The following is a 20621-nucleotide window of genomic DNA, read 5'->3' as shown; positions in this document are numbered from 1 at the left end:
CCAGCCACTCAGATGCCGCTCAACAACCCACCCGCCAAACCGATCACCACCGGCAGCACGCCCACCGCGATGAACGCGGGCAGGAAACACAGCCCCACCGGCGCCGTCATCAGCACTCCGGCTCTGCGCGCGGCCGCCGTAGCCGCCCGCCCCCGTTCCGCACGGCAGTCCGCGGCGAGCCGCGCCACCGGTTCCGCCGCCGGGGCCCCCGACTCCCCCGCCCGCTCCAGCAAACGGGCCAGCGCCCCCGCGCCCGGTATCGCGCCCAACCCCCGCCACGCACCGCTCGGTTCACCGCCGAGGCGCAACTCCGCGGCCCCCTGCGCAAGCCGCTCCCCCACCGGCCCCTTGAGCGCATCACCCACCGCCTGCGCGGCCACGACGGGTCCCGCGCCCGCAGCGACACAGGCCGCCAACAGATCCGCCGCCAAGGGGAGTTGTCGAGCCGCCTCCGCGCCGTCGAACTCCGCGGCACGAGCACCCCGCCCCCGCCGCCAACGCCACACCCCGTACCCGGCGCCCAACCCCACGAGGCACCCCGGAACACCGCCCACCAGCACCCACCCGGCGCTCACCGCCCCGGCCACCACCAGCCACCCCCGCAGCACATCCCGCTGCCCGGGCCGCCGCAGGAACCACCGCCGCGTCAGACCCCCCGGCAGCCGCTCAGCCACCCCCAGCACGACCCCCGAACGCCCCCGCGCCGCCCTCTCACGCCGCGCCGCGAGGACCACCGACACCAGCCACAGCACGGCCGCCGCACTCCACACGGTCACCCCCACCCCGTGGACACCGAAATTCATCGCTCCTCCGCTCCTCGTACGATCCGCAGCGCCCACCACACGCCGACGCCCTCCAACACCCCGCCCACCGCAAGACACCCGAGCCCCGCCCCGGTGTGCAGCAGCACCCGCAACGGCGACGCCCCGAGCGCGCCGCCCATGAGCAGCCCGAGAACCGGCAGCCCCGCGAGCATCACCGCCGTCGACCGCGCCCCCGCCAACTGGGCCCGCAGATCAGCACGCTGGTCCCGCTCCGCCCGCAGCGCGCCCTCCAGACGTTCGAGCCCCGCCGCGAGTCCGGCGCCCCGGTCCACGGCCACCCGCCAGCACGCCGCGAGCCCAAGCAGCCCCTGCGCCCCCGGCTCCCGCGCCGCCTCCTCGAGCGCCCCCGGCACATCCCCGCCGAACCGCGCCGCCGCCAGCACCCCGGCCCGCGCCTCCCCGAGCCCGGCCATGGCCCCGGCTCGATCCCCGGCGTCCCCCAGCCCGAAGCCGCCGTCAGCCGCGGCCCTCAACGCCTCCCCCGGCTGCCGCCCCGCCCGCACCTCTCCCGCGAGCGCCCCGCACAACGCGATCACCGCGGCGGCCCGGCGCTCCCCCCGGAGCCGCGCACCCCTGGCCCGCCGTACGCGCCGTATCAGCGGCACCCCGGCCGCCCCCAGGACCAGCGGCACCAGGGACTCCCCGAGCAGTGCGACGGCCGCCCCGCCCGCCAGAGCCCACCACTCGTGCCGCACCCGACCACCGACACACGTCACCGCCCGCCGCCACGCCGCATCCCCCGTCGTGACCTCGCCCCCTGTCGCGAGGACCGCCCGCGCCCGCCGCAGCCCGCGATCCCGCCCGACCAGCAGCCAGGCCGCGCTCCCCGCACACGCGGCCGCCGCCACCCCCGTCGCACTCATCCCCCACCACTCCAACCACCGTCCGCCAGCAGCGAATCCAGCCGCTCCCAGCCCCGCTCACGGACAAATTCCTTCTCGCCCCACCGCAGCGCCGGCACCGTCACCACGAGGCCGGACCGATCTCGCTCCAGGACATGCACCTCCGCGATCCGCCGCCGCCCCGCCCGGTCCCGTACGAGATGGAGCACCACGGACAGCGCGGCCGCCAACTGGCTGTGCAGGGCCGCCCTGTCGAGCCCGGCCGCCGTGCCCAGCGCCTCCAGACGGGCAGGCACGTCCCGCGCGGCGTTGGCGTGGACCGTGCCGCAGCCGCCCTGATGGCCCGTGTTCAGGGCGGCAAGGAGGTGGACCACCTCCGCACCCCGCACCTCGCCCACGACCAGCCGGTCGGGGCGCATGCGCAGCGCCTGCCGCACGAGGTCGTCCAGGCCTACCTGACCGGCTCCCTCCTGGTTCGCGGGCCTGGCTTCGAGGCGCACCACGTGGGGGTGGTCGGGACGCAGCTCCGCCGAGTCCTCGGCGAGCACGATCCGCTCCCCCGGTCCGACCAGGCCGAGAAGCGCGCTCAGCAGCGTCGTCTTGCCCGAACCCGTCCCGCCGCTGATCAGGTACGAAAGCCGGGCGTCGAGCAGTGCCCGCAGCACCCCGTCCCCGCCCGGCGGCACCGTCCCCGCCGCGGTCAGTTCCGCGAGGGTGAAGGCCCGGGGGCGTACGACACGCAAGGAGAGGCAGGTCGACCCGACGGCGACCGGCGGCAGCACCGCATGGAGGCGGGTTCCGTCCGGGAGCCGGGCGTCCACCCAGGGCCTCGCGTCGTCGAGCCGGCGTCCCGCCACGGCCGCCAGGCGCTGCGCGAGCCGCCGCACCGACGCCACGTCCCCGAAGGACACTCCGGTCAGTTCCAGGCCCTTGCCGCGGTCGACCCACACCCGGTCGGGCGCGGAGACCAGCACATCGGTCACCGAGTCGTCCGCGAGCAGCGCTTCAAGGGGCCCTGCGCCCACCAGCTCCGAGCGCAGCTGTGCCGCCGCGCCCAGGATCTCCGAGTCGCCGAGCACCCTGCCCTGGGCCCGCAGCGCCTCGGCGACGCGGGCCGGTGTCGGCTCGGTCCCGTTCTCCGCGAGCCACTGACGCACCCCGTCCAGCATCCTGGCCCCGACGACGGCGCTCATGAGCCGCCCCCGGTGGCATCGACCGGAACGCGCTCCCAGAAGGCCGTGCAGAACCGGGCCAGCGGCCCCCGCACGACGCCTCCGGGCGGCATTCCTCCGGCCTGCGCGGCCAGCAGGCCCGACTCGCGTGGCAGTTCGCCGACGAGCGGCAGCCCGAGCAATCGCGCGACCTCTTCCGCGTCGAAGCCACCGGGTCCGTCCGGTCCGCCGCGCCCTGCGCCGCCTCTGCCGACCACCACCCGCAGATCCCGCAGCACCATGCCCACCGCGGACGCGACCCGCCGGGCCCCCGCCACCGAACGCAGCTCCGCCGGCACCACCAAGAGCCCGAGATCGACCTGGGCCAGCGCCTCGGCCACTCCTTCGTCCACGCGCCGCGGCAGATCGACGACCACCGCTCCGCCCCGCCGCCGTGCGGCAGCGATCACCGCCCGCATGGCCTCGGGCGGAATGACCACCGCGTCGCCCCGGTCCCAGCTCAGAACCCGCAGGGAATGCAGCTCGGGCAGCGACTCCTCGAGCGCGCCCCCGCCGACCCGGCCCCTGGACTGTGCGAAGGCGGGCCAGCGGAGGCCGTCGGCCGCCTCGCCGCCGAGCAGCACATCAAGGCCACCGCCCAACGGGTCGCCGTCGACGAGCATCGTCCGCCGCCCGGCGCGGGCCGCCGTGACGGCCAGCGCGCACGCCAGGGTCGAGGCTCCGGCTCCTCCGCTGCCGCCGATCACCCCCACCGTGAGCGCGGGCCGCCCCACGCCCTCGGCGACATCGGCGATGCGGTCCACCAGCCATCGCTCGCCGTCCGGCAGGACGAGCACATGATCGGCACCGATCTCCACCGCGCGCTGCCAGACCCCGGAGTCGTCCTGATCCCGCCCGACCAGGACGACCCCACGCCTGCGCGCGGCTCCCCGCACCCGGTCCACCGCGTCGTCCCCGACGAGCACCAGCGGAGCCGCGTCCCAGCCGCTCCTGCGCTCGGGTACACCGTGCTGCACCTCGGGCCGCGCCCCCGCGGCGGCGCACAGCCGCAGCAGGTCGTCCAGCAGGTCCACATCTTCCGTGACGATCAGTGGTCCGCCTTGCCGTCCATCGGACGGCGGCGGCCCGCCACGCGTAATCACTCCAGCCACGATCCCCGACCCCCTCTCACTACAAGCCCGTTGAATGCCGTGTTCCACATCGGCGATGAACCGGACAAGGCAATCCGGCCATGAACTTCGCGTGCAGAACGGGCGGAATCAGCGTGCAGCGATCGCGGATAACGTGTGGATCTTGGTGAATAACTGTGGACAAGACGGGGCCTGTGAATATCCCGTTCACCCATACCGGTGACAACTCAAAAGGTTTCCGTACAGCAGCCTGACGGCTACACACAGTGACGGATCATGGGCAAGAAAAAAGATCGCCGAGACGGCTGCCGGAAGGCGCCTGGCGATCGGATGTGGGTCGAACGAGGCCCGGAAAACCCATCCGGACATGCGACGACCCCCGCCGGGGGGGAGAGCGGGGGTCGTCCCCACGGTCCGACTCGGGGGGGGAGGAGCCAGACCGGGTTAGCACGGTCGCGAACGATCCGTGACTTCCATGGTGTACCCGAGAGCCTTCTCAGGCAAACCCACGCGCCTCACCTTACGCCGAATGGTGGGCGCCTATGCTCGACCTCGTGGAAAACCACTCCTTGCCCCGCACAGCCGCCTTCTTTGACCTGGACAAGACGGTCATTGCGAAGTCGAGCACTCTCACCTTCAGCAAGTCGTTCTACCAAGGCGGCCTGATCAACCGCAGGGCGGTACTGCGAACTGCATATGCACAGTTCGTCTTCCTTGCCGGCGGCGCCGATCACGACCAGATGGAGCGGATGCGCGAGTATCTGTCCGCCCTGTGCCGCGGATGGAACGTGCAGCAGGTCAAGGAGATCGTCGCCGAGACGCTGCACGACCTGATCGACCCGATCATCTACGACGAGGCCGCATCCCTCATCGAGGAGCACCACACCGCGGGACGGGACGTCGTCATCGTCTCCACGTCGGGCGCCGAGGTCGTCGAGCCGATCGGCGAGCTCCTCGGCGCGGACCGGGTGGTGGCGACCCGGATGGTCGTCGGCGACGACGGCTGCTTCACCGGCGAGGTGGAGTATTACGCGTACGGCCCCACCAAGGCCACGGCGATCAAGGAGCTCGCGGAATCCGAGGGGTACGACCTCGACCGCTGTCACGCCTACAGCGACTCGGCGACCGACCTCCCCATGCTCGAATCCGTGGGACATCCGCACGCGGTGAACCCCGATCGCGCTCTGCGCCGTGAGGCACTCGCGCGCGGGTGGCCGATTCTCGACTTCCACCGTCCGGTCAGGCTCAAGGAGCGGCGCCGGACACCGTCCCGGCCCGCGGTCGTCGCGGCGGCAGCGGTGGGCGCCGCGGCGGCCACCGCGGGGCTCGTGTGGTTCGTGAGCCGCCGCCGGACCACGCGTGCCCGATTCACCCTTATTTGAACCTAAAAGTAAAGAAGTAGTGCCAGGACTTCCGCTTACTCCAGGACAGGAGTACAAAGGAGTCAACGGCCCGCGAGACCAAGGACATCCGAGAGGATTACCTTTAAACGCAACCAAGGCCCCACGGACCGAAGCATGAACACCGAGCACCCACGCGACGTCGACCCGTCGATTACGGGCCAGCCGCACCAGGTGACGGGCTAAGTTCCCGACCTGATGGGCAACCTTCGAGGACGCTTGGTAACCCGGTGAACATGCCAGCGGCGGTACGAGAACTCGTACCGCCGCATCCCTGTGTGAGGCCCTTCCCGCGCTCCCGCGTGAGACCTGCGGCCCTTTTACGCAGCGCCGCGCTGCATCGCTTCGCAGACCGCCGTCGACTCCCTGGCTCCCAGTTCGACCGCACGCCCACAATGGGCGATCCATGCGGCCATCCCCTCCGGCGTCCCGGACGCATAGTCGTCGAGCGCCCCCACGTAGGCCGCCCGCCCCTGTTCCGCGTGTCCCGCCTCGGCCGGGCAGACCGACTTCGGGTCGAGGCCGCTGCCCACCAGGACGATGCGCTCGGCCGCCCGCGCGACCAGGCCGTTGTGCGAGCCGAAGGGGCGCAGGCTGAGCAGCTCGCCGTGCACCACTGCCGCCGTCACCAGGGCCGGCGCGGAGCCGCCCGCGATGATCAGCTGCGAAAGCCCCTCCAAGCGGCCCGCCACCTCGTCGGAGTCCGGCACGTCGAGCTCGACCAGCGGCTCGTCCACCGGCTCGCCCGCGAGACGCGGCCGTCCGGCGGCCTCGTCGTTCTCCGCGGCGGCGACCAGGTGGAGTCGGGCGAGGACCCGGAGCGGCGACTGCCGCCAGATGGACAGGAGTTGACCCGCCTCCGCGGTCAGCCGCAGGGCCGCGCCGACCGTGCGGGCCTCGCCGTCGCCGCTGAAGTCGCTGCGGCGGCGCACCTCTTCGAGTGCCCAGTCGGCACCGGAGAGCGCCGCCGAGCCGCGGGCGCCGCGCAGCGCCGCCTCGGAGGTGATCTCGTTGCTGCGGCGCCGCATGATCCGGTGGCCGTAGACCCGGTCCACGGCCTTGCGCACGGAGTCCACGGAGTCGGCCACGCCGGGCAGTGCGCCCAGGGCCGCGAGCGGATCGGCTGTCGTACTCATGAGTACGACCCTACGCACCCCCGGCGCTCCCCCCACGAAGGAGTGGTCTTCTTCACGCCGGATCGATACGACAGGTAGTCATCCGGCTACCCTTGGTGAACATGAAGATCGCTTTCGTAGGGAAGGGCGGCAGCGGCAAGACCACGCTGTCCTCGCTGTTCATCCGACACCTCGCCGCCACCGGAGCTCCGGTCCTCGCGGTGGACGCCGACATCAACCAGCACCTGGGGCCCGCGCTCGGCCTCGACGAGGCGGACGCCGCCCGGCTGCCCGCCATGGGCGCGCGCCTGCCGCTCATCAAGGACTACCTGCGGGGCTCCAATCCGCGGATCGCCTCCGCCGCCACGATGATCAAGACGACGCCGCCCGGCGAGGGCTCGCGGATCCTGCGGGTGCGCGAGGACAACCCGGTGTACGACGCGTGCGCGCGGCCGGTGGAACTCGACGACGCTGCCGTGCGTTTGATGGTCACAGGGCCGTTCACCGAAGCCGACCTCGGTGTCGCCTGCTACCACTCCAAGACGGGGGCGGTGGAGCTGTTCCTGAACCACCTGGTCGACGGACGCGACGAGTACGCGGTCGTCGACATGACCGCGGGTTCGGACTCCTGCGCGTCCGGCATGTTCACCCGCTTCGACATGACGTTCCTGGTGGCCGAGCCGACCCGGAAGGGGGTCTCCGTCTATCGCCAGTACAAGGAATACGCACGGGACTTCGGCATCGACCTCAAGGTCGTCGGCAACAAGGTGCAGGGCCAGGACGACATCGACTTCCTGCGCGAGCAGGTGGGCGACGACCTCCTGGTGACGGTGGGGCACTCGGACTGGGTGCGCGCCATGGAGAAGGGCCGCCCGCCCCGGTTCGAGCTCCTGGAAGACGACAACCGCCGTTCCCTGCGGGCGCTTCAGGGCGCCGTCGACACCTCGTACGAGCGCAGGGACTGGGACCGCTACACCCGTCAGATGGTCCACTTCCACCTGAAGAACGCGCAGAGCTGGGGCAACGAACGAACGGGGGCCGACCTGGCCGCGCAGGTCGACCCCGGCTTCGTTCTCGGTGAGCGAGCCGTCGCCACGGCCTGAACCGAGCCGAGACGAGCCGAGCTGGGCTGAGCTGGGCTGGGCTGAACCGACCAGTCCGGGCGAAGGGCGTTACGGCTTCTCTGCCGGGGCGCCCGGAACGCCCTTCGGGGCCGGTGCGGGCCGGGCGGAGAGGAAGGACGCCCAGCCCTCCTTCGGCGCCTGGCCGACCTTCAGCTTGGTGAGGCGCTCCACGGTCTGCGGGTCCTGGGCGTCGAGCCAGTCGGCGAGCTGCCGGAAGGAGACGCACCGCACGTCGCGCTTCGTGCAGACGTTCTCGATCGTCTCCTCGATGGCGCGCATGTACGTGCCGCCGTTCCAGGACTCGAAGTGGTTGCCGATGATCAGCGGGGCGCGGTTGCCCTTGTAGGCGCGGTCGAAGCCCTGGAGCAGGCCGTCGCGCATCTGGTCGCCCCAGTACTCGTGCTTGTCCGGGTCGCCCTGCGACGTGGTGCCCGACTGGTTCACCATGAAGTTGTAGTCCATGGTGAGCGTCTCGAACTTGCGGCCGGGGACCGGGACAAGCTGCATCGAGAGGTCCCAGAGACCTTCCTTCTTCTTGGGCCAGATCTGGTCGTTGACGCCACTGGTGTCGTAGCGGAAGCCCAGCTCGCGGGCCGCCCGCATGAAGTTCTTCTGGCCTTCGAGGCAGGGCGTGCGGGCTCCGATGAGTTCCTTGTCGTAGTCGAAGGGCAGCGGCTGCGCCTTCTTCATGCCCGTGTTCGTCTTCCAGGCCTTCACGAAGGACTTGGCCTGGTTGATCTCGCTCTTCCACTCGTCGACCGACCACTGGCCCACTCCGCCGCTGGTGCCGCAGAAGTGGCCGTTGAAGTGGGTGCCGACCTCATTGCCGTCGAGCCAGGCGCCGCGGAGCTGCTCCACGGTCTGCTTGATGCCCTTGCGGTCGTTGAAGCCGATGTCCGAGCTGCCCGAACGGTGCTGCGGCGGCTCGTAGAGCTTCCGCTTCGACTCGGGGAGCATGTACACGCCGCTGAGGAAGTACGTCATCGTGGCGTCGTTCTTCTTGGCCACCTTGCGGAAGTGCGAGAAGAGTTTCTGGCTGTCCTCGCCCGCGCCGTCCCAGGAGAAGACCACGAACTGCGGCGGCTTCTGGCCGGGTCTCAGGCGCTCGGGCCTCGGCAGGTGCGGCTGCTTGCCGGTGAAGGCGGTGGAGCCGTCACCGATCATGCGGACCGCACTCTTGGGGGCAGGTGCGGGGGACGCCTTCTTGGCGCCGTGCGCGCCCTTCTCGGCGCCGGATTCGCCGCTGCCGCCGCTCGCGCAGCCGGCCAGTACCGCGACAGATGCCACAAGGGCGGTGGAGCCCGCGGCGATCCGCTGGATCCTCTGGGTGGCGGCCATCTTCCGCCCACCTTCTTCCTTCAAGTCGGCTTCACTTCAGGGGTCGTCACCGACGGGCATTACGTCCCAAATCCCCGCAAATACCCGATAGCGCCGCCAACGTCGCACGCGGGCGTGGGCCACGCGGTACGACAAGCCGACAAAATGCTTTATTCACCCTTCAGGGTGATCTAGTGCCCCATTTGCCTTATATGTCTATCCGAGACCTTTACTCTGCATTACGATTCGTTTACCGAGAGTTGATAGATCCCGCCGCTGCAACGCCGTGACCCACGGCCGCGACCCGCCCTCCGCAGACCGCCGGAGGACCCCCTGTTCCGCGACCGCGCTGCCCCGGAGGAGACGGGAAAACATGTCTGCCTGCGTCCCCACCCACGCCACCGACTCGGCCCACGCATCCCGCGACCACGAGCCCCACGGGCCGCCGCCCGGCAAGTTCCGCAAGTTCCGTAAATTCCGCATCGCCGGCGCCGACGTATCCGCGTCGATCGCCGTCTTCCTGATCGCCCTGCCGCTGTCCCTGGGCATCGCGCTGGCCACCGGAGCACCGCTCCAGGCGGGCCTCGTCGCCGCCGCCGTGGGCGGCCTGGTCGCCGGACGGATCGGTGGATCACCGCTCCAGGTCAGCGGCCCCGCCGCAGGGCTCACCGTCGTCACCGCCGACCTCATCCACCGGTACGGCTGGCGGACCACCTGCGCCATCACCGTTCTCGCCGGGCTCACCCAACTCGCCCTCGGCTGCCTGCACGTGGCCCGCTCGGCGCTCGCCGTCAGCCCCGCCGTCGTGCACGGCATGCTGGCGGGCATCGGCGTCGCCATCGCCGTCGCCCAGCTGCGCATCGTGCTCGGCGGCACCCCGCAGAGCGTCGTGCTCGACAACCTCCGTGCGATTCCGGGGCAGTTGGCGGACCTCCATCCGGCCACGCTGTCGATCAGCCTGCTGACCCTGGCCGTTCTGCTGCTCTGGCCGCGGATCCCCGGACGTGCGGGCAGAGCCGCCCGTGTCGTGCCCGCCCCGCTCGTCTCCGTGGCCGCGGCGACGGCTGTCGCCGCGCTCGCCGGGCTGAGCGTGACCAAGGTCGAACTGCCGTCGTGGCGCAGTCACGCGCTGGCGGGCCTGCCGGAAGGCCCCGTGCTCGGGATCGTCGCCGCCGTCCTCACGGTCACGCTGGTCTGCAGCGTGCAGTCACTGCTCGGCGCCGTCGCCGTGGACAAACTCGTATCGGGGCGGCGCGAACCGCTCGCCGGCGGCAGCCGCTCCGACCTGGACCGCGAACTGCTGGGCCAGGGCGCCGCGAACGCCGTGTCCGGCGCGCTCGGCGGCCTCCCCGTCGCCGGGGTCGCGGTGCGCAGTGTGGCCAATGTGCGGGCCGGCGCCGTCAGCCGGAACTCCACGATGCTGCACGGCGTTTGGGTAGTAGTAGCCGCCCTGCTGATGGTCCCCGTCCTGGAGCTGATCCCGCTCGCCGCACTCGCCGCTCTGGTGATGGCGGTCGGCATCCAGATGGTGAACCTGAACCACATCCGCACCATCACCCGCCACCGCGAGATCCTCGCGTACACCACCACGACGCTCGGCGTCGTCTTCTTCGGCGTGCTCGAAGGCGTGGCCATCGGCGTCGCCGTCGCCGTGGCCGTCGCGCTGCACCGCCTCGCGCACACCCGGATCACGCACACCGAGGAGGACGGGGTGCACCACGTGCGCGTACGCGGCCAGCTGACCTTCCTCGCCGTGCCGCGCCTGAGCCGAGCGCTGCACCTCGTACCGCAAGAAGCCACCACCATCGTGGAGTTGGACGGATCATTCATGGACCACGCCGCGTACGAAGCGCTGCAGTGCTGGCAGGACGCGCACACCGCACAGGGCGGCACCGTCGAGATGACCGGGCGCGCCGGGACCCGGATCGCCGAGCCCGCGAGCGCGTCGCACTCCTGCTGCAGGCCCTGGACGGCCTGGCGCAACCACCACTGCGACCGCCCGCAGGAGACTCCGCAGGGCCAGGAGCGGCCCAGCGGGTATCAACTGGCCAGCGGTATCAGCGCGTTCCAGCGCAACACCGCGCCGCATGTGCGCGGCGAGCTGGCACGGCTCGCACGCGAAGGCCAGCAGCCCTCGCAGCTCTTCCTGACCTGCGCCGACTCCCGGCTCGTCACCTCGATGATCACGTCGAGCGGCCCGGGCGACCTCTTCGTCGTACGCAACATCGGCAACCTCGTGCCGCTGCCGGGCGACGACAGCGGTGACGACTCGGTGGCCGCGGCGATCGAGTACGCGGTGGACGTGCTGCAGGTGCGGTCCATCACCGTGTGCGGGCACTCCGGGTGCGGGGCGATGCAGGCGCTGCTCAACACTCCGCCCGGCGGCGCGCAGACGCCCCTGAAGCGGTGGCTGCGGCACGGCGCGCCGAGCCTCGAACGGCTTGCGGCGCACAAGGAGGAGGGATGGGCGCGGCTCGCGGGGCGGGCGCCCGCCGACGCGGTCGAGCAGCTCTGCCTGACGAACGTCGTCCAGCAGTTGGAGCACCTGCGCAAACACGAGTCCGTGGCGCGGCGCATGGCCGAGGGCACCCTGGAGCTGCACGGCATGTACTTCCATGTCGGCGAGGCACAGGCGTATCTCCTGACCGAGAGCGCGGACGACGTATTCGACCAGGTCACGCCGTCACCGCACGAAGGATCACCGCGTGAGGAGCCGCCCGCCCGAGTAAAGGTCTAAACCAATTTTCGGCAGGCTCTTGTCACCAGGGGTATACGTCTGATGAGCTGTGGCTTTGGACACAACGGACACCCTGGGAATGGGAGATGTCGTGAGCAACGAAAGCCTGGCCAACCTTCTTAAAGAAGAGCGAAGGTTCGCGCCGCCGGCCGACCTGGCGGCCAACGCCAACGTCACCGCGGAGGCGTACGAACAGGCCAAGGCTGACCGGCTCGGCTTCTGGGCCGAGCAGGCCCGCCGGCTGACCTGGTCCACCGAACCGACCGAGACGCTCGACTGGTCGAACCCGCCGTTCGCGAAGTGGTTCGCCGACGGCAAGCTCAACGTCGCGTACAACTGCGTGGACCGCCACGTGGAAGCCGGCAACGGCGACCGTGTGGCGATCCACTTCGAGGGTGAGCCCGGCGACAGCCGGGCCATCACCTATGCCGAGCTCAAGGACGAGGTCAGCCGCGCCGCCAACGCGCTGACCGAGCTCGGCGTCCGGCAGGGCGACCGCGTCGCCGTCTATCTGCCGATGATCCCCGAGGCCGTCGTGTCGATGCTGGCCTGTGCCCGCATCGGCGCCGCGCACTCAGTGGTCTTCGGCGGTTTCTCGGCCGACGCCATCGCCAAGCGCGTGAAGGACGCCGACGCCAAGGTCGTCATCACCTCCGACGGCGGCTACCGCAGGGGCAAGCCCGCCGCCCTGAAGCCCGCCGTCGACGACGCCGTGGCGCGCGAGGACAGCTCCGTCGAGCACGTCCTCGTCGTGCGCCGCACCGGCCAGGACGTGGCGTGGACCGAGGGCCGCGACGTGTGGTGGCACGAGCTCACCGAGCGCCAGTCCGCCGAGCACACGCCCGAGGCCTTCGACGCGGAGAACCCGCTCTTCATCCTCTACACGTCGGGCACGACGGGTAAGCCCAAGGGCATCCTGCACACGTCCGGCGGCTATCTGACGCAGGCCGCGTACACCCACCACGCCGTCTTCGACCTCAAGCCGGAGACCGACGTCTACTGGTGTACGGCCGACATCGGCTGGGTCACCGGGCACTCGTACATCACGTACGGCCCGCTGGCGAACGGCGCGACGCAGGTCATGTACGAGGGCACGCCCGACACCCCGCACCAGGGGCGCTTCTGGGAGATCGTCCAGAAGTACGGCGTGACGATCCTCTACACGGCGCCGACGGCGATTCGTACGTTCATGAAGTGGGGCGACGACATCCCCGCGAAGTTCGACCTCAGCAGCCTGCGGGTCCTCGGTTCGGTCGGTGAGCCGATCAACCCCGAGGCGTGGATGTGGTACCGAAAGAACATCGGCGCCGACAAGGCCCCCATCGTGGACACCTGGTGGCAGACCGAGACCGGCGCGATGATGATCTCGCCGCTGCCGGGCGTGACCGAGACCAAGCCGGGAAGCGCCCAGCGCGCGCTGCCGGGCATCTCGGCGACCGTCGTCGACGACGAGGCGCGCGAAGTGCCGGACGGCGGTGGCGGCTACCTCGTCCTGACCGAGCCGTGGCCCTCCATGCTGCGGACCATCTGGGGCGACGACCAGCGCTTCATCGACACGTACTGGTCGCGCTTCGAGGGCAAGTACTTCGCCGGTGACGGCGCGAAGAAGGACGACGACGGCGACGTCTGGCTGCTCGGCCGCGTGGACGACGTGATGCTCGTGTCCGGGCACAACATCTCCACCACCGAGGTCGAGTCGGCGCTCGTCTCGCACCCGTCGGTCGCCGAGGCGGCGGTCGTCGGCGCAGCGGACGAGACCACCGGACAGGCCATCGTCGCGTTCGTGATCCTGCGGGGCACGGCGAACGCCGACGACGAGGGCCTCGTGGCGGACCTGCGCAACCACGTGGGCGCGACGCTCGGCCCGATCGCCAAGCCCAAGCGCGTCCTTCCGGTGGCCGAGCTGCCGAAGACGCGCTCCGGGAAGATCATGCGGCGCCTGCTCCGGGACGTCGCCGAGAACCGCGAGCTGGGTGACGTCACCACGCTCACGGACTCCTCCGTGATGGATCTGATCCAGACCAAGCTGCCGGCCGCGCCGAGCGAGGACTAGTCAGACCCGAGGCGAAGAGCCGAAGGATCGAAGAGTCGAAGAGGGGCATCCGGCACCACGCCGGGTGCCCCTTTTGCGCTTAAAGTGACGATCACCGGATAGGTCCGGTCGCATGTTAGGTACGCTAAGGATTGCGTCAACATCGCGACAAGAAGAACCACGAAGAACCTAGGTGCGCCGGGAAGTCTGGTCGGCAAGTGTTTCGTCCTGCCTACCGACCGGAGGTCGACCCCCGTGGCCGCGCCCGCACCCAGCAACGGCAAGAACCGCAGCAGCAACAGCAACAGCCGCAAGGTCCTCGGACGGCTCTCGCTGCCCGAACGGAACTTCGTCGCGAACGCGCTGCGTGCCGAGACCGTCGGCGGTGTCCTCCTCCTCGTCGCCGCCCTCACCGCACTGATCTGGGCCAACACCGCCGGCGGATCGTACGAGTCCGTCCGCGGCTTCCACCTGGGGCCGGGCTCCCTCGGCCTCAACCTCTCCGTCCAGCACTGGGCGGCCGACGGACTGCTCGCCGTCTTCTTCTTCGTCGCGGGAATCGAGCTCAAGCGTGAACTCGTCGCGGGCGATCTGAGCGACCCGAAGGCCGCCGCGCTGCCCGTCGTCGCCGCGCTCTGCGGCATGGCCGTACCGGCCCTCGTGTACGTCCTGGTCAACACGGTCGGCGGCGGATCGCTCGACGGCTGGGCGGTACCGACCGCCACGGACATCGCCTTCGCCCTCGCCGTCCTCGCGGTCATCGGCACCTCGCTGCCGTCCGCCCTGCGCGCCTTCCTGCTCACGCTCGCCGTCGTCGACGACCTCTGCGCCATCCTGATCATCGCCGTCTTCTTCACCGGCGAGCTCAACTTCGCGGCACTGGCCGGCGCGGTCATCGGCCTCGCGGTCTTCTGGCTGCTGCTGCGCAAGGGCGTACGCGGCTGGTACGTCTACGTCCCGCTGGCCCTGGTCATCTGGGGGCTGATGTACAACAGCGGCATCCACGCCACGATCGCCGGAGTCGCGATGGGCCTGATGCTGCGCTGTACCCGCCGCGAGGGCGAGGAGCACTCCCCCGGCGAGCACATCGAGCACCTCGTGCGGCCCCTCTCCGCGGGCCTCGCAGTTCCGCTGTTCGCGCTCTTCAGCGCCGGTGTCATGGTGTCGGGCGGCGCGCTCGGGGACGTGTTCAGCAAGCCGGAGACGCTCGGCGTGGTGCTCGGCCTCGTGGTCGGCAAGGCGGTCGGCATCTTCGGCGGCACCTGGCTCGCCGCCCGGTTCACCAAGGCCGAACTCAACGACGAACTGGCCTGGCCGGACGTGTTCGCGGTCGCCTCGCTCGCCGGCATCGGCTTCACCGTCTCGCTCCTGATCGGCGAACTCGCCTTCACCGAGGACCCGCTGCTCGCCGACGAGGTCAAGGCAGCCGTCCTGATGGGCTCTCTCGTCGCGGCCGTCCTTTCCGGGATCCTGCTGAAGGTGCGCAACGCCCGATACCGCGCGCTGTACGACGACGAGGAGCGCGACGACGACCTCGACGGCATCCCGGACGTGTACGAACAGGGCAAACCGGAGTACCACCTGCGGATGGCCGCGATCTACGAAAAGAAGGCGGCCGAGCATCGCAGGCTTGCCGAAGTGTCGGCCGGGGCACGCGCCGATGACGACGGTCCGGCATGATCTGAGCAGACCTGACTGCGCAGGCTGAGCCGAGCGGTCGAAAACGAACAGTCGTTGTGAGCACGCTTACACACGCTTACGCAGGCTTACGGAGAAGGGGAGAAGCGATGAGCACACCCGACGGGCCCGTCGGCACCGAACGCAGCCTCGGCCAGCTGGTCTCATCGGCGACCAGCGAGATGTCCGCGCTGGTGCACGACGAGATCGCGCTGGCCAAGGCCCAGCTGCGGCAGGACGTCAAGCGGGGTGCGGTCGGCGGTGGCGCCTTCGCCGCGGCCGGGACGGTGCTGCTCTTCTCGCTGCCGATGCTGAGCTTCGCCCTTGCGTACGGCATCCGTACCTGGAGCGGCTGGAACATGGCGGTCTGCTTCCTGCTCTCCTTCGCGGCGAACGTCCTCGTCGCCGGAATGCTCGCGCTGATCGGCGTCGTCTTCGCCAAGAAGGCCAAGAAGGGCAAGGGTCCGCAGAAGGCCGCCGCTTCGGCCAAGGAGACGGCTGCCGTGCTCCAGAACGTCAAGCCGCACCCGCGTCCGGTGACCCCTGCCGTGGGCCCTGTGGTGACCCATACGGGTGCGACCCTCGACCGTGTCGGTGACAAGCCTGCGGCTGTGGCACGCTCGTCTTCATGACGGACCCCGCCACACCCGCCCCCCATCCGGCCCAACCCGCGTCACCCGTACGCATTGAAGGGCCGTGGACCCATCGTGACGTCGCCGCCAACGGCGCGCGCTTCCACATCGCCGAGATGGGCGACGGGCCGCTCGTGCTGCTCCTGCACGGCTTTCCGCAGTTCTGGTGGACCTGGCGGCACCAGATGGTGGCGCTAGCCGATGCGGGCTTCCGGGCGGTCGCGATGGACCTGCGGGGCGTGGGCGGCAGCGACCGTACGCCGCGGGGTTACGACCCGGCGAACCTCGCGCTCGACATCACGGGCGTCGTGCGGTCGCTCGGCGAGCCGGACGCCGCGCTCGTCGGGCACGACCTGGGCGGGTACCTCGCGTGGACGGCGGCCGTGATGCGGCCCAAGCTGGTGCGCCGCCTCGCCGTCTCCTCGATGCCGCATCCGCGGCGCTGGCGCTCGGCGATGCTGTCGGACCGCAAGCAGACCGCCGCCGGTTCGTACGTGTGGGGTTTCCAGCGGCCGTGGCTGCCGGAGCGTCAACTCGTCGCGGACGACGCGGCTCTGGTGGGGCGTCTGGTGCGCGACTGGTCGGGACCGCGGCTTCCGGAGGACGAGGCGGTGGAGACGTACCGCCGCGCGATGACGATTCCGTCGACGGCGCACTGCTCGATCGAGCCGTACCGCTGGATGGTGCGGTCGATGGCCCGTCCGGACGGCATCCAGTTCAACCGGCGCATGAAGCGCCCTGTCCGGGTTCCCACGCTGCATCTGCACGGCTCCCTGGACCCGGTGATGCGTACGCGCAGCGCGGCGGGCTCCGGCGAATACGTCGAAGCGCCTTACCGCTGGCGGCTGTTCGACGGTCTCGGGCACTTCCCGCAGGAGGAGGACCCGGCGGCCTTCTCGACCGAGTTGGTGAACTGGCTGAAGGACCCCGAGCCCGACCGGTAGGGGCACAGAACCCCCTGAATCGGGGTCAGGAAGACGCCCGTACCGGCGGGTAGGCGAACGCCTGTCCTACGAACGGCTACTTGCCACCCGCATAGGCCAATTGGGGCGCGTGGGCGCGATTACCGACCTTGAGGCACGGGCACACGTCGGGGTATGGGCTGGACGCACGACTACAGTGAAGTAGCACGCAACCGCCGCTCAGCCATCGCGCTGAACAGCCGTGAGAGGGGCGGCCCACAAGATCCGGGCCATGAAAGCCCTGCTCAAGGCATTGGCATTCCCCACATCCTGCGCCGCAGGGCCCGCTGGGTCTCGGCGCGGCTGAGGCATACGCGCGACTGATCCGCCTGCTCCTGCGACTGCTCCCCGACTGCGGCTCCGGCTACAGCGCGCAGCCCTCGCTGTCGACCTCCTGGTTGGCGGTGCGGCCCGCTTCGATGTCCTCGCGGACCTCGTCGGCGGTGAGCGCGTAGCCGGTGTCCGGGTCGTCCAGTGACTTCGCGAAGACCACGCCGTAGACCTTGCCGTCGGACGTGAGCAGCGGGCCGCCGGAGTTGCCCTGGCGGACGGTCGCGTAGAGCGAGTAGACGTCGCGGCGCACGGTGCCCCGGTGGTAGATGTCCGGGCCCTTGGCCGTTATGCGGCCGCGCACGCGCGCGGGGCGGACGTCATAGGGGCCGTTCTCCGGGAAGCCGGCGACGATGGCGTTGTCACCGCTGCCCGCGTCCTTCGACGTGAACCGCAGCGCGGGGGCGTCGAGGGTCGGCACGTCCAGTACGGCGATGTCGCGCTCCCAGTCGTAGAGCACGACCTTCGCGTCGTACGTACGGCCGTCTCCGCCTATCTGGACCGTCGGTTCGTCCACGCCGCCGACCACGTGTGCGTTCGTCATGACGCGGCGGTCGGAGAAGACGAAGCCGGTGCCTTCGAGCACCTTGCCGCAGCCGCGGGCCTCGCCCTGCACCTTCACGATGGAGCGCTTGGCCTTCGTGGCGACGGCGCTCTTGGCGAGCTTGGGGTCCGGGGCCTTCACGTCGGTGATGGGCTCGTTCGAGAACGGGCTGAAGACCTGCGGGAAGCCGTTGCGCGCGAGGACCGAGGAGAAGTCGGCGAACCAGGTGTCGGCCTGGCCCGGCAGCGTGCGCGAAACACCGAGGAGGATCTTGGAGTTGCGTACTTCCTTGCCGACCGTCGGCAGCGTCGTGCCCGCGAGGGCGGAGCCGATCAGCCAGGCGACGAGGAGCATCGCCACCACGTTGACCAGCGCGCCGCCCGTGGCGTCCAGGGCTCTGGCGGGCTGCCAAGTGATGTATCTGCGGAGCTTGTTGCCCAGGTGCGTGGTGAAGGCCTGGCCGATGGAGGCGCAGACGATCACGATGACCACGGCCACGACGGCGGCCGTCGTGCTCACCGATCCCTCGTCGTCCGTCAGGGCACCCCAGATGACGGGCAGCAGGTACACCGCGACGAGTCCGCCGCCCAGGAAACCGATCACCGACAGGATGCCGACGACGAATCCCTGGCGATAGCCGACGACCGCGAACCACACGGCGGCGACCACCAGAAGGATGTCCAGCACGTTCACCGATTCAATCCTCGCCTCGCATCGCGGTCGCCACGTCCCCGCAACCTTGTCATGCGCGCCAGTCGAGCGGCACCTGCTTGGTGCGGTCCCAGGGGCGCTCCCAGCCTGCGAAGTGCAGGATTCTGTCGATCACTCCGGCCGTAAAACCCCAGACCAGAGCGGATTCGACGAGGAAAGCCGGGCCTTTGTGGCCCATTGGATGAACCGCCGTCGCGCGGTTGCCGGGATCCGTGAGATCGGACACGGGGACCGTGAAGACGCGGGCCGTCTCGGCCGGATCGACGACGCCGACCGGGGTGGGCGTGCGCCACCAGCCGAGCACCGGGGTCACCACGAAGTCGCTCACCGGGATGAAGAGCTTGGGGAGCACGCCGAAGAGCTGGACGCCGCGGGGGTCGAGCCCGGTCTCTTCCTCGGCCTCGCGCAGGGCGGCGTGCAGCGGGCCGTCCGTCAGCGGATCGCCGTCCTCGGGGTCGAGGGAGCCGCCGGGGAAGGAGGGCTGGCCGGCGTGCGAGCGGAGGCTGCCGGCCCGCTCCATGAGGAGCAGCTCGGGGCCGCGAGCGCCTTCTCCGAAGAGGACCAGTACGGCGGACTGTCGTCCGGCGCCGCTCTCCGGGGGCAGGAAGCGGCTGAGCTGGGTCGGCTGGACCGTCTCGGCGGCGCGGGCGACGGGGTGCAGCCAGGCGGGCAGGTCTCCGGTGCTGAGGCGCACGTGTCCGTTGGCGTCGCCTGTGCTGCGAGGGCCGCCTGTTGTCCGCCCGGGCACGCCTGCTGTGCTGCGGGGCACGCCTGCTGTGCTGCCGGGTCCGCCCGGACCGCGGGGTGCGCCGGGACCGTCGGGTCCCTGGAAGCCGTTGCCATTGCTCATGTGCGTATCGCTCGTGTCGGTTGTCTCGCTCGTGTCGCTCGCGTGCGTCATCGGCACCCCCGTCCAACTGTGGACAACGCCTGTGGGCCCTCGGTTGGTTCCTCGGTCATGCGGCGCCCAGCGGGGGCGCGGCCTTTCCGGGGTAGTCCGGCGGGGGCTTGAGACGCTGGCCCGGCAGGCCGCCCATCTCGTACTTCAGGAGCTTCTTGGCCTTCTCCGGATCGGTCTCGCCCTCTCCGTACGAAGGGCAGAGGTCGGCGATCGGGCAGGCGCCGCAGGCGGGCTTGCGGGAGTGGCAGATCCGGCGGCCGTGGAAGATCACCCGGTGCGAGAGCATCGTCCACTCGCTCTTCGGGAAGAGGTCGGCGACGGCCGCCTCGACCTTCACCGGGTCGGTCTCCTCGGTCCACTTCCAGCGGCGGACGAGACGCCCGAAGTGGGTGTCCACGGTGATTCCGGGGACTCCGAAGGCGTTCCCGAGCACGACGAAGGCGGTCTTGCGGCCTACTCCGGGGAGCTTGACCAGGTCTTCGATGCGGCCGGGGACCTCTCCGCCGTGGTTGTCCCGCAGGGCGGTGGCGAGCCCCATGATCGACTTCGTCTTCGCCCGGAAGAACCCGGTCGGCCGGATCAACTCCTCGACCTCTTCGGGGTTGGCGGCCGCGAGGTCCTCCGGGGTCGGGTACGCGGCGAAGAGGCGCGGGGTCGTCTGATTCACCCGCAGGTCGGTGGTCTGCGCGGAGAGGACCGTGGCGACGAGGAGCTCGAAGGGGTTCTCGAAGTCCAGCTCGGGGTGGGCGTACGAGTACACCTCGGCCAGCTCGCGGTTGATGCGGCGCGCGCGGCGGACGAGGGAGGCGTGCGACTCGGGCTTGGCTTTGGGCGCTTTGGGCGGGGTGGTCTTCTTGGCCGCGGCGGTCTTCTTGGCCGGGGTGACCTTCTTGGCTGCGGTGGCCTTCGAAGCGGGGGTGGCCTTTTTGGCCGCGGTGGCCTTCGAAGCCGGAGCGGTCTTCTTAGCCGGGGCGGTCTTCGAAGCCGAGGCTGCCTTCTTGGCCGGGGTGGCCTTCCTGGCCGGGGTGGCCTTCGAAGCAGGGGCGGTCTTCGAAGCCGCAGTGGTCTTCGTAGCCGGGGTCGTCTTCTTCGCCGCCGCGGCCCTCTTGGCCGCGGTCGGTTTCGCCGCGCCGGCGGTGGCCTGATTCTTCTCCGAAGGCTTGCTCACCGG

Annotated in this window: 17 protein-coding genes; 8 read left to right on the top strand and 9 right to left on the bottom strand. The window is 70.5% G+C overall.

The window, feature by feature from the left end; genetic code table 11:
- Positions 1-8 precede the first annotated feature (8 nt).
- From ACWFR3_RS14025 to ssd, 4 genes are read right to left on the bottom strand one after another with little or no spacing between them, the layout of a single operon-like run.
- Positions 9-803: a type II secretion system F family protein gene (locus tag ACWFR3_RS14025; RefSeq protein WP_453734807.1), complete on the bottom strand. Its 795-nt coding sequence runs from the start codon at positions 801-803 to the stop codon at positions 9-11.
- The gene (locus ACWFR3_RS14020; RefSeq protein ID WP_453734806.1) at positions 800-1687 is read right to left on the bottom strand and encodes a type II secretion system F family protein; all 888 of its coding nucleotides are present in this window, start codon (positions 1685-1687) and stop codon (positions 800-802) included. The genes ACWFR3_RS14025 and ACWFR3_RS14020 overlap by 4 nt, the downstream gene beginning before the upstream one ends.
- Positions 1684-2859 (bottom strand): TadA family conjugal transfer-associated ATPase, encoded by a 1176-nt coding sequence (locus tag ACWFR3_RS14015; RefSeq protein ID WP_453734805.1) that lies wholly within the window; start codon positions 2857-2859, stop codon positions 1684-1686. The genes ACWFR3_RS14020 and ACWFR3_RS14015 overlap by 4 nt, the downstream gene beginning before the upstream one ends.
- On the bottom strand, positions 2856-3989 hold the full coding sequence (ssd, locus tag ACWFR3_RS14010) for a septum site-determining protein Ssd (RefSeq protein WP_453734804.1): 1134 nt from the start codon (positions 3987-3989) through the stop codon (positions 2856-2858). Before ssd ends, ACWFR3_RS14015 begins: the two co-directional genes overlap by 4 nt.
- A gap of 521 nt (positions 3990-4510) precedes the next feature.
- On the opposite strand from ssd, the gene ACWFR3_RS14005 reads away from it, so the two are divergent.
- A complete protein-coding gene (locus tag ACWFR3_RS14005; RefSeq protein WP_453734803.1) occupies positions 4511-5350 on the top strand; it encodes an HAD family hydrolase in 840 nt (279 codons plus the stop codon).
- 338 nt (positions 5351-5688) lie between these two features.
- Here ACWFR3_RS14005 and ACWFR3_RS14000 read toward each other — a convergent pair whose 3' ends face one another.
- The gene (locus ACWFR3_RS14000; protein WP_453734802.1) at positions 5689-6504 is read right to left on the bottom strand and encodes an oxidoreductase; all 816 of its coding nucleotides are present in this window, start codon (positions 6502-6504) and stop codon (positions 5689-5691) included.
- Between the two features lie 101 nt (positions 6505-6605).
- On the opposite strand from ACWFR3_RS14000, the gene ACWFR3_RS13995 reads away from it, so the two are divergent.
- Positions 6606-7586: an ATP-binding protein gene (locus ACWFR3_RS13995; protein ID WP_453734801.1), complete on the top strand. Its 981-nt coding sequence runs from the start codon at positions 6606-6608 to the stop codon at positions 7584-7586.
- Between the two features lie 69 nt (positions 7587-7655).
- On the opposite strand, the gene ACWFR3_RS13990 is transcribed toward ACWFR3_RS13995, so the two are convergent.
- A complete protein-coding gene (locus ACWFR3_RS13990; RefSeq protein WP_453734800.1) occupies positions 7656-8945 on the bottom strand; it encodes a hypothetical protein in 1290 nt (429 codons plus the stop codon).
- Between the two features lie 352 nt (positions 8946-9297).
- Between ACWFR3_RS13990 and ACWFR3_RS13985 the strand changes: the two genes are divergently transcribed.
- The 6 genes from ACWFR3_RS13985 to ACWFR3_RS13960 all read left to right on the top strand — a co-directional run bounded on the left by ACWFR3_RS13985 (position 9298) and on the right by ACWFR3_RS13960 (position 17288).
- Positions 9298-11661, top strand: coding sequence for a bifunctional SulP family inorganic anion transporter/carbonic anhydrase (locus tag ACWFR3_RS13985; protein WP_453734799.1), 2364 nt, complete (start codon positions 9298-9300; stop codon positions 11659-11661).
- Between the two features lie 49 nt (positions 11662-11710).
- Positions 11711-13714, top strand: a complete 2004-nt coding sequence (gene acs, locus ACWFR3_RS13980) for an acetate--CoA ligase (protein WP_453734798.1) — start codon at positions 11711-11713, stop codon at positions 13712-13714.
- Positions 13715-13948: 234 nt separating this feature from the next.
- Positions 13949-15373 (top strand): Na+/H+ antiporter NhaA, encoded by a 1425-nt coding sequence (nhaA, locus tag ACWFR3_RS13975; RefSeq protein ID WP_453734797.1) that lies wholly within the window; start codon positions 13949-13951, stop codon positions 15371-15373.
- 107 nt (positions 15374-15480) lie between these two features.
- Positions 15481-16002 (top strand): phage holin family protein, encoded by a 522-nt coding sequence (locus ACWFR3_RS13970; protein ID WP_453734796.1) that lies wholly within the window; start codon positions 15481-15483, stop codon positions 16000-16002.
- Positions 15999-16946, top strand: a complete 948-nt coding sequence (locus ACWFR3_RS13965) for an alpha/beta fold hydrolase (protein ID WP_453734795.1) — start codon at positions 15999-16001, stop codon at positions 16944-16946. The genes ACWFR3_RS13970 and ACWFR3_RS13965 overlap by 4 nt, the downstream gene beginning before the upstream one ends.
- 153 nt (positions 16947-17099) lie before the next feature.
- Positions 17100-17288, top strand: a complete 189-nt coding sequence (locus tag ACWFR3_RS13960; RefSeq protein ID WP_453734794.1) for a hypothetical protein — start codon at positions 17100-17102, stop codon at positions 17286-17288.
- 40 nt (positions 17289-17328) lie between these two features.
- Here ACWFR3_RS13960 and ACWFR3_RS13955 read toward each other — a convergent pair whose 3' ends face one another.
- The 3 genes from ACWFR3_RS13955 to nth form a co-directional block, all read right to left on the bottom strand.
- Positions 17329-18531, bottom strand: a complete 1203-nt coding sequence (locus ACWFR3_RS13955) for a MarP family serine protease (RefSeq protein ID WP_453734793.1) — start codon at positions 18529-18531, stop codon at positions 17329-17331.
- Between the two features lie 49 nt (positions 18532-18580).
- Entirely contained in the window at positions 18581-19399 is an 819-nt protein-coding gene (locus tag ACWFR3_RS13950; RefSeq protein WP_453734792.1) for an NUDIX hydrolase, read from the bottom strand.
- Positions 19400-19505: 106 nt separating this feature from the next.
- Positions 19506-20618, bottom strand: a complete 1113-nt coding sequence (gene nth, locus ACWFR3_RS13945; protein ID WP_453734791.1) for an endonuclease III — start codon at positions 20616-20618, stop codon at positions 19506-19508.
- Between the last annotated feature and the right edge of the window lie 3 nt (positions 20619-20621).

The sequence above is a fragment of the Streptomyces sp. NPDC055189 genome (assembly GCF_053606765.1).
This window is presented reverse-complemented; position numbering and strand designations above follow the sequence as displayed.

Coding starts and splice junctions, on each gene's coding strand:
- ACWFR3_RS13965 (WP_453734795.1), top strand. CDS start 15,999: ATGACGGACCCCGCCACACCCGCCCCCCATCCGGCCCAACCCGCGTCA.
- ACWFR3_RS14020 (WP_453734806.1), bottom strand. CDS start 1,687: ATGAGTGCGACGGGGGTGGCGGCGGCCGCGTGTGCGGGGAGCGCGGCC.
- ACWFR3_RS13995 (WP_453734801.1), top strand. CDS start 6,606: ATGAAGATCGCTTTCGTAGGGAAGGGCGGCAGCGGCAAGACCACGCTG.
- ACWFR3_RS14015 (WP_453734805.1), bottom strand. CDS start 2,859: ATGAGCGCCGTCGTCGGGGCCAGGATGCTGGACGGGGTGCGTCAGTGG.
- ACWFR3_RS14000 (WP_453734802.1), bottom strand. CDS start 6,504: ATGAGTACGACAGCCGATCCGCTCGCGGCCCTGGGCGCACTGCCCGGC.
- ACWFR3_RS14005 (WP_453734803.1), top strand. CDS start 4,511: ATGCTCGACCTCGTGGAAAACCACTCCTTGCCCCGCACAGCCGCCTTC.
- ACWFR3_RS13985 (WP_453734799.1), top strand. CDS start 9,298: ATGTCTGCCTGCGTCCCCACCCACGCCACCGACTCGGCCCACGCATCC.
- ACWFR3_RS14025 (WP_453734807.1), bottom strand. CDS start 803: ATGAATTTCGGTGTCCACGGGGTGGGGGTGACCGTGTGGAGTGCGGCG.
- ACWFR3_RS13960 (WP_453734794.1), top strand. CDS start 17,100: ATGGGCTGGACGCACGACTACAGTGAAGTAGCACGCAACCGCCGCTCA.
- ACWFR3_RS13990 (WP_453734800.1), bottom strand. CDS start 8,945: ATGGCCGCCACCCAGAGGATCCAGCGGATCGCCGCGGGCTCCACCGCC.
- ACWFR3_RS13970 (WP_453734796.1), top strand. CDS start 15,481: ATGAGCACACCCGACGGGCCCGTCGGCACCGAACGCAGCCTCGGCCAG.
- ACWFR3_RS13950 (WP_453734792.1), bottom strand. CDS start 19,399: ATGAGCAATGGCAACGGCTTCCAGGGACCCGACGGTCCCGGCGCACCC.